Below are 13,168 nucleotides of genomic sequence, written 5' to 3'. Positions count from 1 at the left end.
TACGTTTTTCAAATATATGTTTATACCGTATATTGCTAATAAAACACCATCTCTCTTGTTTTAATGCCTGATACTAAAAGATACCGTTACAAAGTTTTTAAATGGATAGCGTGTACACTATTCGGTATTTTTATCGTACTTGCAGGCATAGCCTGGTTGTTAAACGTAAAGTCCCGCCCTATTTTAACGGATAGGATTAAAACATTGCTTTATAAATCAACAGATAGTTTATATACCATCAGCTTTACCAAGGTATCTACTAACGTTTTTACAGGAAATGCCACATTACAGAACGTAAAAATAACGCCCGATACCAATCGGTTCAGGCAACTTATTGCCTTAAAAAGAGCGCCTAACAATTTATATACGGTTTCTTTAAAAAAGCTGGTGGTAAAGCGCTTCCACCCGTTAACCTTATACCGCGAAAAAAAACTACAGCTGGAAGAGATTATTTTTGATAAGCCTGAAGTAATGATGGTTAATCAGCAATTTGCTTTTAATGAAGGACGTGCGCCGAGGCCAATTAAATCACCTTACGACATCATTTCTAAAAACCTGAAGGAATTTAGCATCAAAACCATCCGTTTTAAAGATGCAAGCTTCAAATATGTGAATAAAAATGTACCTCATTCGGTGCCCTTTAATATTGATGACCTCAACATTACGCTAACCGATCTGTTGGTTGACTCTACCTCTACTGATGACCCGAGCAGGTTTTACCTGCTAAAAGATATTGTGATCAACTTAAATAACTATGTATATCGCACACCTGATAAAATGTATGACATTAAGCTTGATCAACTTGATTTTAGGGCTACAACGGGTAAACTAAGGATAAATAGTTTTGCATTGGTTCCTTTATATGATGAAATGAAATTTGGCAAAGTTGCCGGTTATGCCAGGGAACGTTTTGACATTGGCATGCGCGACATTATGCTTAACGGAATAGACTTGCCGCTTTACATCAGCAAACAGGAACTTTGGGCAAAAGAAATGGCCATCGCCAATGGTTTTATATCTGTTTTTAACCAAAATGGCCTTCCGTCAAAGCCGCAGGAAAATAAGATTGGTAAATTTCCACATCAACTTTTGCAGCTTGTGAAGGCGCCTATTCTGGTGCAGAAAATCCAGTTGAAAGATGTGAACATCAACTATTCTGTTTTTAATAGCGAAAGTAACCAAAGAGGCCGCATCAGTTTTGAAAACACCTCGGGAATTATAAAAAATGCCACTAACCTTGATAATATTAAGGCCATAAACCCAATGATGGAGGTTAACTTAAATACTTATCTATTTGGACAGGGTAAGCTGGACGTGAATTTTCTGTTTAATCTTACTGCAAAAGATGGTGCATTTTCTTATCATGGCGTTTTACACAATTTTAATGCACGGATCTTAAACCAGATTACTAAACCCCTTGGCCTGGTACGCATTAACCGCGGTAGTGTCGATAAATTGAAATTCGATTTTAAAGCAAACGATTTGGGCACAAAAGGAACGGTAGCATTCTCTTACTACGACCTTTCTGTTGCCCTGATGAAAAACGATCCTGAAAAGGATCATCTGGTTACGCGGGGTTTCCTTTCTTTCTTAGCCAATGCCCTGATTATTAAATCTGAAAACCCGGGTGCAGACGGCAAGCTGGTACCTGTAACCGTAAATTACAGCCGGCCATCCAATACTTCGTTCTTTAACATGATCTGGAAAGGCCTTTTTACCGGTATAAAATACAGTATAGGCATTACTGAAGAAAAGCAAAATGAGGTACGTGAACATATTGCAAATTTTAAGGCTATGCGCGCCAATCATTTAAAAAGGAAACAAAAGCGGTTAGAACGCCGGATAAAACGGGAGCACGAACGAAATGAGAAGCGATAACATGTTGTAACCTTTTCTTATCTTTATGATCTAAACCTTAAACTAAAATTATGATTATTGCCCTCATTATTATCGGATTTATCTTTCTCATTGGAATTTTCTTTTACAACTCGCTTATCGGGAAGAAAAACCAGGTAACAAATGCTTTCTCGGCCATTGATGTAATGCTTAAAAAACGATTCGACCTTATTCCAAACCTGGTTGAAGTGGTAAAACAATACACCACTTATGAGCAGGGAACCTTGACCAAAATAGTTGAACTGCGATCAAAAGCTGGCGCACCAAATATTAGTACAGCCGAAAAAGCAGATTTAGATGCACAATTAAGCAGCAATGTTAGAGGTTTAATGGTGACCCTTGAAAATTACCCTGATTTAAAAGCCAATACCAATTTTATTAACCTGCAAACCACCTGGACGGAGAGTGAAGAACAGATTGCCGCTGCCAGAAGAACCTATAACGCTTCGGTAACCGATTATAACAATTCGATTATGATGTTTCCGGGCAGTTTATTTGCGGGGATGTTAAACTTCCATCCTATTTCTGTTTTAGAAACCGCAGCTGAAGAACGCAAAAACATTAGTGCTAAAGAACTCTTTAATCATTAATGCTGTTCGACATTGCAAATAATGTAGCCTTGCAACAAGTGTTGGCTACTATGGAGGTAACCCGTAAAAGAATTGCCTCGATCCAAACCAAAGGTTATATTTTTATTGCTGCAGGTATTCTGATTTGTATTTTAGGTTTCATATTGGGCTTTCCCGCTGCTGGTGTAATTGTTGGCTTAATCCCATTAATATACGGTAGTGTTCTATTATTTAAAATCAACAATTCTTTAACGGCTTACCGAATTGACTATAAAACCAATGTAATTGGTGCTGCACTTAAATTTTTGGACGAAAGTTTATCAATTAATCCTTGCCAAGGAATTGCGGATTCGGAGTTTATGTACACACAATTATTTACCCAAGAGCCTGATCGTTATAAAACAGAAGATCTCGTAACTGGATGTGCAGATAAAACCCGTTTTTATTTTGCCGAGGTACATGCCGAATATAAAACGGTAACCCAGACTAAAAACGGAACGCGAACAGAATGGCATGACATTTTTAGAGGAATAATATTTGCTGCTGATTTTAACAAAAACTTCAATGGCATAACCATAGTACGGCCTAAGGGTTTTGCCAATGCACTAGGGGCCTGGTTTTCAAAAAATGTATTCTCTTTTGGCGGGAATGACGTGATAAAACTGGAAAATCCTGATTTTGACAAGACTTTTATCACATATGGTTCTGACCAGGTAGAGGCACGTTACATTTTAACCCCGGCATTAATGGCGCGTATTTTAAACCTCAATCATCAAACCAAGTATGACATTAGTTTGTCCTTCATTGAATCGAGGATGTATATCGCTTTCCCTTTGAACCGCAATTACTTTGAAGCCCCGATATTTAAATCATTAATTAATGCTGAGGCCCTGAATGATGATATTACCACCATAAAATTTATGTATGACATTGTTAGAGAGCTAGATCTGAATACCAGGATTTGGGGGAAGGCTTAAATATGTTTTAACCGCAAAGATCGCTTAGTTTTTACGCAGAGGACGCTAAGCATTATAAAAACAAATTACTTAGCGTCCTTTGCGATTTTCTTTTGCAGCCTTTGCGATTAACAAGGCTTAACTCAAATGTTTTTTTACAATCTCTTCAAGCGCAGCAATATCAAAAGGTTTCGAAAGGTAACTATCTGCACCAGCTTCATCAGCCAATGAAGATATATCGTTATTGGCAGAAAAGTAAATTACCGGAATATGTTTTAAATCAGGATGGTTTTTTAAAGCTCTGGTGGCCTGTATCCCGCCAAGATCGGGTAACCAGTTATCCATGAAAATTAGATCGGGCATATAAGCCGCCACTTGTTCCTCGATATTATTGGCACTTTCGGATGTTTTTATCTCGTACCCGGCATCTTCCAAAATAAATGTACAGAGATCAAGGATGTCCCTATTATCATCAAAAACAAATACTTTTTTCGCAACTATCATATTAACCTCCGAAAGTTATTAATCATTTAATTTATTTATATAATCAGCCATATCATGGCTATCTAATATTACATGGGGCTTCACATGCAGCTCCGCCTGCTGTGGCATATATGGCATTATGGCCGTGCTTGGATTCTGTATAACCGCTTTACCTCCAAAGCTATTTACGCATTTTAGTCCCTCTACGCCATCTGCATTTGAGCCTGAAAGTAAAATACAGACCAATTTTTCCTTAAAAACCTCAGCTGCCGATTGAAAGGTAACGTCAATTGATGGTCGGGAATAATTTATCTTTTCCGAATAATCTAAAGATATGCTCCTATCTTCTTCTACCAACATATGATAATCCGCAGGGGCAATAAAAACTCTACCGGGGGTTAACATCTCCTTTTCTTCTGCTTCGCCAACGGTCAACGTAGTACGCGATTTTAATAAATCGGTTAAAAGAGATTCGTTACTTGGCTTACGGTGAACCACCAATACAATAGGAAAACCAATATCTTTCCGTAAGGCTGGAAAAATTTCGAGTAAAACATCTAAACTACCGGCTGAGCCACCGATAATTAATGCCTCACAAGATGTAGAACCTATAGTTTGCGCCATATTTTCTCCATTTTAATCCTTTTATACTCTCTCGCCTTTGGCCAAAACTCCAAACTTTCTTTACTTCCCAGGGCAAGATAGCCCAATTTCTCGATACTGCTATCAAATAGGTTAAAAACTTTATGTTGTAGACTCTTATCGAAATAAATTAATACATTCCTACATAAAATCAATTGAAACTCATTAAAAGAATGATCTGACACCAGGTTATGTGTAGAAAAAATCATCTTACTGTTTAAACTTTCGTCAAATTTTGCCAAAGAGTAGTTTGCGGTATAATAAGCCGAGAATTCTTTAGCTCCTCCAGATTGTAGATAGTTTTCAGAATACTGTTTTAAATAACTTAAAGGAAACATGCCTTTTTTCGCCTTTTCTAAAACGGATGGATTAATATCTGTTGCATAAATAAGCGATTTATGCAGTAAGTTAAGTTCTTTCAAAACAATGGCAAGCGAATAAGCTTCTTCTCCGGTAGAGCAGCCTGCCACCCATATCCGGATAAATGGATAAGTGCCCAGCACCGGCAGTACATCATTACGCAAAGATTTGTAAAAAGAAGGATCGCGAAACATTTCGGTAACGTTAACTGTAATTTCCTCTAAGAAGCGCTTAAAATATTGCTTATCAGTCCTAATCGTATAACGGAATTCGGCAAAACTCACAAAATTATCCAGTCCGTAAAGGCGTATAATCCTTCTTTTTATTGATGCAGGAGAATATTCCAGAAAATCGTAACCGTGATTTTCTAAAACATCATTCAACAGGATTTCTACCTGTTCGTTATCTATCACATCACTTATCACCTTTTATTTCGTAAAATTTTCTATTTGCATCAACAACTCATCTACGTTTATGGGTTTGGAAACATAACCTGATGCACCTGCGCTCAGGCAGCGTTCCTTATCGCCTACCATGGCCTGGGCTGTTACTGCCAATACAGGTATGTTCTTCATTTTATCTGATTTTTTCATGGCTGCAATCGCCTGATAACCGTCCATATCCGGCATCATCATATCCATTAAGACAACGTCTACATGATCATGCTTTTCTAAAACAGAAAAACCATCTTGTGCACTTATAGCAGATAAACATTCAAAACCTTTGGCCTTTAAAACAGCTTTTAAAGCAAAAATGTTTCGGTTATCATCATCAATGATGAGAATTAATTTTTGATGCATATTTACAATGGTTTTATGATGTATGATGATTTTCGTATAACCAAACCCTTAATAACGATATCAGCTGATCCATGTCTACTGGTTTGCTGATGTAATCGGATGCACCGGCAGCAATGCATTTTTCACGATCGCCCATCATTGCTTTTGCGGTAACGGCCAAAATTGGCAGGTTGCGGTATTTGATATTCTGCCTGATGGCTGTTGTTGTCTCGTAACCATCTAGTTCAGGCATCATCATATCCATTAAAACCACGTCAATCTCGGGGTTTTCATTTAAAAGTTTAAGGGCTTCCTTACCATCGGTAGCCGCTATAACTTTCATCTGGTGTTGCTCTAACATTTTGGTTAAGGAGAAGATATTACGCACATCATCATCCGCAATCAGAACGGTTTTACCAACCAATACATCCTGCAGTTCAGAAAACTTTTTAGGTGTATTATTTTTGTCTTTACTTTTTTCTTCTACCAGATGAAGGAATAGGCCAGCCTCATCCAAAATACGCTGGTAAGAATGCGCTGTTTTTACCACGATCGAATCTGCATATTGTTTGATCCGGTTTTCCTCACCTTTTGAAAGGTTTTTACCCGTAAAAATGATGATCGGCAAATTTTCCAGGCCAGGTGTTTGCTTCACCACTTCAAGTGTTTCATAAGCATGTTTATCCGGAATGCCCATATCCAGAATCACACAGTTAACCTCTGGCTTATGCAAGGCAGAAACCCCTTCATTTACCTGGTTAACTATTTCTGTTTGGATATTAAAATTGCTTAAAAAATAACTTAGCGCCTTCGCATGCTGTTCATTTTCTTCTACAATCAGCACTTTTTTAGGATGACGGCTTAACGCATGCTCAAGTTTTGAAAATATCTCTTGCATATGCTCAAAGGCAAAAGGTTTATTGATAAAATCTACTGCACCTTTCAATAAACTTTCTTTTTTAACCTGCAAAGAAGACATGATATGTACTGGAATTGGACGTGTATCAGGATCCGATTTCAGCTCCTCCATTACCTGCCAGCCATCCTTAACAGGCAGCTGGATATCAAGTAAAATGGCCAGCGGTTTAAATGTTTTCGCCATTTCAATGCCCACGTCGCCACGAACAGCAACCAAACCTTTATAGTTTCTTTTCCTTGTAAAATCTAGAAGTGTTTTAGCAAAAGGGGTATCGTCTTCCACAATCAAAATTACTTTATCATCAGGCCCGATGTCATTACGGTCATCCTCGATCTCTTGTGGAATATTTCCAACCGTTAAATGGCTTATTTTTTTTACCGGAGTTTCGAAAGCCATTACAGGTTTCTCTGTTTGGGGTACTACACCTTCAAAGCCTTTATTTTTATCAATTGGCAGGGTAAGTGTAAAAACACTTCCTTCGCCTTCTGCACTTTTTAAATCGATGTATCCACCCAACAGTTTGGCTAGTTCTCTGCTTATAGAAAGTCCAAGTCCAGTACCACCAAACTTACGGCGCGTAGAGCCATCGGCCTGCTGAAAAGCCTCGAATATCATGCCCTGCTTTTCGGGTGCAATACCCACACCTGTATCAGTTACCTTAAATACCAGTGCGCCTAGTTTATCATTTGTATTGATATCTAGAGTTACCGAGCCTACCGTAGTAAATTTAATGGCGTTTGATAATAGGTTTTTAATGATTTGCTCTAAGCGCATTTTATCGGTATGAAAAAATTCAGGAACTGCAGCAGATTTTTCAATAACGAAGTTTAGGTTCTTTTCTCTGGCCAAAGGATTAAACAATGCACGCATACTGGAAGCGATATCGTCAACCTTAACATTTGTACGATCAAGTTCCATTTTGCCTGCCTCAATTTTAGAAAGGTCTAAAATTTCGTCGATTAAACTTAATAATCCTTGACCGGAACTTTGAATAACCTCTGCGTATTCCTGGTGTTCAGGATCCATAGTTTCGTTTTCGGCCATCAATCGTGATAACAACAATATCGAGTTGAGTGGCGTTCTTAACTCGTGCGACATGTTGGCCAAAAACTCTGATTTATACCTTGTACTCAGTTCTAAAGCTTCTGCCTTTTGCTGGATCTCAATGTTCCGTTCCTCGATCAATTCATTTTTTTCCTCTAGTAAGCTGCTTCGCTCTTCAAGCTCCTGGTTACTTTGTAACAGTTCTTCCTGTTGCACACGTAATTCTTCTTCGCTGGCCTGAAGTTTCTGCGCCTGTGCTTCGAGTTCGGCATTTAAACCTTCGAGTTCACTATGCTGCACCTGCAACTCTTCTGATTGTGCCTGCGTTTCTTCTAATAATTGTTGTAATTTAAATCTGTTCTGTGCCCCCAGTAAAGCAGTACCAATATCAGATAAAATCAAATTCAGGAAGTGCAGTTGTAACTCACTGTATTGACCGATGGTACCCAGTTCTAATCCACCTATCGAAATTTCGTTTCTAATGATAGGCAGTACAATGAGCTGCGCAGGTTTGATCTTTCCAGTCGCATGCGTAATCGTTAATTCGTTTTGTGGAACATCATTCAACAATATTGGCTTGCCCGATTTAACTGCCTGGCCTATTAAACCTTGACCAAGTTCAAGGGTTTGGGCCAAATTTTGTCCCTGTAGTGCATAATGTCCTTTTAAATGCAGGTATCCATCATCTTTAAATAAATAAATAGCGCCGATCTGGCTATTGGTATAATTGGCCAGAAACGCTACAATGTCTTCTGCCAAATGGAAAACGTCTTTTTCTCCAACCATTTTCACGTTTAGGCTAGCAACCCCAGTCTGTAACCATTCATTTTCTTCTAAAGCATCGAAAGATTTTTTTAACGACAATGACATGGTATTTAATGATTCGGAAAGTTCGCCAATATCATCCTGGCTTTGGCTATCGAACTTTACGCCATAATTACCATTCGAAATTTGAACCGCAATTTCCTTAATCGCGGCTATGCGTTTCTCCATTTCGTATTTTTTATCCTCAATTTCCTGTTGAAGTTTAACACGTTCATCAAAGTCGATTGATACCCTACGATAAAAAAATAAGGTGATCAAAATAGCAAGAAGTGCAGCAATTAAAATCAGGATGGGTGTATAAGAAGTAAGTTTGTTCAGTTCGTTGGTTCTTTCTTCCAGTAATCGTTTTTCTTCAGCAACCATTTTGCTTACAATGGCCCTGGCATCATCCATATAAAATTTGCCCTGAAACAAAACCGTTGGATCAATAGCACCACCTAAAGTTTTAATCTCTATAGTCGATTTAATGATCCCCATTCGCTTAAGAAGGATATTTCTCAGGGCTGCTACGTTCTTTTGCTGAATGCGATTGTCTCTGGTGACGAATTCAACTTTTTTTAAGAGTGTAGCGGCCGAATCGCTTGCGCCATAATAGGGTGTCAAAAAAACCTTATTTCCAGTTAATAAAAAGCCCCGTTGGCCGGTTTCGGCATCTTTTAAATAAGATATAATACTTTCAGCATTTAAAATTACCTCATCACTGCGTTTAACCAGTTCGGTACTTTTAATCAGGTTACTAATACTGATGTAAGAGGCCAGGGAACTGATAAAGAGAATAATCAACGATAAGCCGAGGCCTAAACGCAAATTACTTTTAAGAGTTGTTTTCATTAATATGGATTAAGGATGATTAGATTTGATTTTTAAGGATTTCTTCTTCTGTTGTCGGAATGATAAAATAAAATTCAGAACCTTCATCTTGCACACTGTTTACGCCTATTGTTCCACCATGGCGGTTGATGATTTCTGAACAGATGTATAAACCTATACCCAGGCCATTAAACCGGTTACTGTTTTCTTCTACCCGATAAAATTTGTCGAAAATTTTGTGCTGTTGTTCTTTTGGAATACCGATACCGAAATCTTTTACCGCCAGATAAAGTTTCTCGTCTTTAATGTTTACCGTTACATTGACCTGATTAGTACCGGGAGCATATTTAATGGCATTGGTAATAAAGTTGATCACCACTTGTTCTAAACGCATTTCATCACCGAAAATCATTTCGTGCGTTTTGCCCAGTTTAGTGATTTTAAAATCGGGGTTAGATTGCTGCAACATCTCAATGGCATTGTTTACCATGTTATCAGCACAAAAAGTTTTCATATTAAACTTCATCTTTCCGCTTTCAATTTTCGAGATATCGAGCAGATCGACAATTAATTCGTTCAGTTTTTCAAGCTGGACACTGGCTTTTTCGAGATGGTTTTGAGCAATGGCCTTATCATCCCTGTTAAGGCTCCGTTGAAGCAGCTGGAGATAACCTTTTACACTAGTTAGGGGTGTTTTTAATTCGTGACTGGCAATGCTGATGAATTCGTCTTTTTTATGCTCGGCCTGCTTCCTGAATTCAATTTCTTCAAGCAATTTCTCCTGCACCTCGTTAAGCTTTCTATTCTGTTCGTAAATGCGGTAAAACGTTTTTATTTTAAGAAGCAGGACATTAATATCTACTGGTTTGGTAATGTAATCCAATCCACCGCTAAGGTATCCCTTGGTGATAAATTTTAATTCCGTATTTACAGCAGATAGAAATATGATGGCTGTATCTTTCGCCTTACTAAAACCAGAAATGGCTTCTGCTACCTCGAAGCCGTCCATATCCGGCATCTGCACATCGAGAATAATCAGGACATAGTTGTTTTTTAAAACTTTTTTCAGCGCTTCTTCGCCAGATGATGCGGTATCAACCTCAAAATTGTGTGCCTGGAGTACTTTCTGTAAGGAGATCAGGTTTTCTGGCCTGTCATCAACTATAAGGATCATTTTGATTAAAACAAATAAGAAGCCGGGATAATTATGTTTGGTTTAGAGCTAAAATCTCATTAACTGTAAACAAACAACCAGGTTTTAAAAAAGTTTTGATTTTTTACAAATTATTTGAATTAAAGGTATCCCCCTGCTTTATGTCTCCCGTTTCGAAACCTTTTTTAAACCAATACATCCGTTGTGCAGAGGTGCCATGGGTAAAAGAATCAGGTTTCACTTCGCCGGTAGCCTGTTTCTGCAATTTATCATCACCAATGGCATTGGCAGCTGTTAAGGCTTCTTCTATATCACCTTCTTCCAATTTGAAATCCTTTAGGTTTTGTGCGTTATGCGCCCAAAGTCCAGCAAAAAAATCGGCCTGCAATTCTAATTTCACTGATAAGCGGTTATATTCTTTTTCGCTAACCTGACCGCGAGCCTGGTCTAATTTTTCCGAAATTCCCAATAAATTCTGAACATGATGGCCAACTTCGTGTGCAATTACATAAGCCTTTGCGAAATCTCCTGCTGCACCAAAACGGTTCTTCAAATCATCGTAAAAAGATAAATCGATATATACCTTATGATCGCCCGGGCAGTAAAAAGGGCCAACGTTAGCACTGGCATTTCCGCAAGCAGTTTGCACGGCATCTCTAAACAGCCTAAGCTTAGGGTATTCATACTGCCTGCCCATTGCCTGAAACTCCTTATCCCATACTTGTTCTGTTGATTCTAATACTCCCGCAACAAACTGTGCCTGTGGATCGTTTGCTGGTACACCCTGCTTTACCTCTTCGGTACCCGTGGTAGCCGGAATCTGACCAACCAGGCCAGTTAAATCTTTGCCGAAAATTAAGCCCAGTACCACAATTATGATACCTACGCCACCGCCAAGGATGGTTTTTCCACCACCGCCACTTCTACCGTCTTCTACATTATTACTGCCTTTACCAAACCATTGCATAATTTCTCTTTTAGTTTTATGAGTAAACCTCAATTATGGACGAATTGTTATACTAATGTAGAAAATATTTTTATTGATTTATTCTTAAGGGTTGCGGCAATAAAAAAAGCCTGGTATCTAGATTGTGTACTATACACTATAAATGGTTATTAGCTTATAGGCATCTTCATAAAAAAATAAGTCAAGCTTCTGAAAGCTTGACTTATTTTAATATACGTAAACAATATTATGAGTTAAAAACAGCTATTGCTTTAGCTATTCTCGCTTGAGTTTCAGTAACGCCCAACAATACAGCAATATCAAAAACACCTGGACCAAATTTACCACCAACCAGCATAATCCGGAATGGCAGCATCAATTCGCCTGGTTTAAAGCCTCTTTCTTCTGCTAGTGCTTTAAAGGCTGCTTCTGCAGAAACGGCGTCAGTTAATGCTAAACCGGCAGCAAAACTATTGAAAAAATCAGCTTTTTCAGCTGTCCATTTCGGTTTTACCGAATTCACATCGTATTCTGCAGGCGAGGTAAAAAAGTAACGGCTCTGGGCCACAAAATCAGGCAATAAAGTGCAACGATCTTTAATCAGATCAATAACGGTGTTTAAAAAAGCATCATCTTTAATTTCGATACCCCCCTTTTCTAGCTCAGTTTTTACGCTTGGTACCAAACGCTCAGCGCTCTCCGCTTTAATCCATTCATGGTTATACCATTTGGCTTTTTCGAAATCGAATTTGGCACCTGCTTTACTAATTCTTTCTATTGAGAATTTTTCTTCCAGTTCCTTCAACGAGAATAATTCCTGATCTGTACCATCATTCCAGCCTAAAAGCGCCAGCATATTAATAAAAGCTTCGGGCATAAAACCCATTTCTTTAAATCCCTTGGTTACATCGCCGGTTTTGGGATCAGTCCAGTTCATGGCATAAACAGGGAAACCTAGCCTATCTCCATCGCGTTTGCTCAATTTTCCATGCCCATCTGGCTTTAGGATTAAAGGCAAATGCGCCCATGCCGGCATATCGGTTTCCCAACCCAAATACTTCCAAAGTAAAATATGTACCGGTGCGGAAGGCAACCATTCTTCTCCCCTAAAAGCATGACTAATTTCCATCGCCTTGTCATCAACCACAACGGCTAAGTGATAGGTTGGCATTCCATCAGCTTTTAACAAAACTTTATCATCAACCAAAGCGGTTTCAAAACTTACGTCACCACGGATTAAATCATTAAAATGTACAATTTCATCACCTGGCACTTTAATGCGGATAACATGTGGTGTTTTAGCTGCCAATAACTCTTCTACTTCACTTACAGTAAAGGTTAAAGAATTGCGCATTTGCATGCGTGTAGCCTGCCCATACTGGAAATTTGGAATTTCTTTACGTTTGGCATCCAATTCTTCCGGCGTATCGAAGGCATAATAAGCATAACCATCACTAATGAGTTGTTCGGCAAATTTGCGGTAGCTGGCTTTGCGTTCGCTCTGGCGGTACGGTCCATAAACTCCTGGGTTATCAGGACTTTCATCTGGTGTAATGCCACACCAATTTAAACAGTTCACAATATATTGTTCAGCGCCTTCTACAAAGCGGTTTTGATCGGTATCTTCTACACGAAGCACAAAAGTTCCATTATTTTTTTTAGCAAATAAATAATTGAACAGGGCAGTGCGCACACCACCTAAGTGCAAACCTCCGGTTGGGCTTGGGGCAAATCTTACTCTAACTTTTTTATCCATGGTTGTATTGTTAAGTGGTTGGCGTTGGGC

At 38.7% G+C, this 13,168-nt stretch carries 11 protein-coding genes; 3 read left to right on the top strand and 8 right to left on the bottom strand.

The window, feature by feature from the left end:
• Positions 1–63 precede the first annotated feature (63 nt).
• From PGN18_RS07330 to PGN18_RS07320, 3 genes are read left to right on the top strand one after another with little or no spacing between them, the layout of a single operon-like run.
• Positions 64–1,878, top strand: coding sequence for a hypothetical protein (locus tag PGN18_RS07330; RefSeq protein ID WP_335318781.1), 1,815 nt, complete (start codon positions 64–66; stop codon positions 1,876–1,878).
• Positions 1,879–1,928: 50 nt separating this feature from the next.
• Positions 1,929–2,486, top strand: a complete 558-nt coding sequence (locus tag PGN18_RS07325) for a LemA family protein (RefSeq protein ID WP_335318780.1) — start codon at positions 1,929–1,931, stop codon at positions 2,484–2,486.
• The gene (locus PGN18_RS07320; RefSeq protein WP_335318779.1) at positions 2,486–3,442 is read left to right on the top strand and encodes a DUF3137 domain-containing protein; all 957 of its coding nucleotides are present in this window, start codon (positions 2,486–2,488) and stop codon (positions 3,440–3,442) included. The genes PGN18_RS07325 and PGN18_RS07320 overlap by 1 nt, the downstream gene beginning before the upstream one ends.
• Positions 3,443–3,559: 117 nt before the next feature.
• Here the strand turns inward: PGN18_RS07320 and PGN18_RS07315 are convergent, their stop codons facing one another.
• The 8 genes from PGN18_RS07315 to gltX form a co-directional block, all read right to left on the bottom strand.
• On the bottom strand, positions 3,560–3,925 hold the full coding sequence (locus PGN18_RS07315) for a response regulator (protein WP_335318778.1): 366 nt from the start codon (positions 3,923–3,925) through the stop codon (positions 3,560–3,562).
• A gap of 18 nt (positions 3,926–3,943) precedes the next feature.
• Positions 3,944–4,528 carry a chemotaxis protein CheB gene (locus PGN18_RS07310; RefSeq protein WP_335318777.1) on the bottom strand — a complete coding sequence of 195 codons (585 nt, stop codon included), beginning with the start codon at positions 4,526–4,528 and terminating at the stop codon, positions 3,944–3,946.
• Complete coding sequence (locus PGN18_RS07305; protein WP_335319127.1) at positions 4,513–5,328, bottom strand: CheR family methyltransferase; 816 nt, start codon at positions 5,326–5,328, stop codon at positions 4,513–4,515. The genes PGN18_RS07310 and PGN18_RS07305 overlap by 16 nt, the downstream gene beginning before the upstream one ends.
• 6 nt (positions 5,329–5,334) lie before the next feature.
• On the bottom strand, positions 5,335–5,706 hold the full coding sequence (locus PGN18_RS07300) for a response regulator (protein ID WP_335318776.1): 372 nt from the start codon (positions 5,704–5,706) through the stop codon (positions 5,335–5,337).
• Positions 5,707–5,719: 13 nt separating this feature from the next.
• The gene (locus PGN18_RS07295; RefSeq protein WP_335318775.1) at positions 5,720–9,304 is read right to left on the bottom strand and encodes a response regulator; all 3,585 of its coding nucleotides are present in this window, start codon (positions 9,302–9,304) and stop codon (positions 5,720–5,722) included.
• 19 nt (positions 9,305–9,323) lie between these two features.
• Positions 9,324–10,457, bottom strand: coding sequence for a sensor histidine kinase (locus PGN18_RS07290; RefSeq protein WP_335318774.1), 1,134 nt, complete (start codon positions 10,455–10,457; stop codon positions 9,324–9,326).
• Between the two features lie 103 nt (positions 10,458–10,560).
• Positions 10,561–11,403 carry a KPN_02809 family neutral zinc metallopeptidase gene (gene ypfJ / locus PGN18_RS07285; RefSeq protein ID WP_335318772.1) on the bottom strand — a complete coding sequence of 281 codons (843 nt, stop codon included), beginning with the start codon at positions 11,401–11,403 and terminating at the stop codon, positions 10,561–10,563.
• A 226-nt stretch (positions 11,404–11,629) separates the two neighbouring features.
• Entirely contained in the window at positions 11,630–13,138 is a 1,509-nt protein-coding gene (gene gltX, locus PGN18_RS07280) for a glutamate--tRNA ligase (RefSeq protein WP_335318771.1), read from the bottom strand.
• Between the last annotated feature and the right edge of the window lie 30 nt (positions 13,139–13,168).

It is taken from the genome of Pedobacter terrae (genome assembly GCF_036946585.1).
Classification (GTDB): domain Bacteria; phylum Bacteroidota; class Bacteroidia; order Sphingobacteriales; family Sphingobacteriaceae; genus Pedobacter; species Pedobacter terrae_C.
The sequence above is the reverse complement of the archived record's forward strand: the minus strand, read 5'-3'. Positions and strand labels throughout refer to the sequence as shown.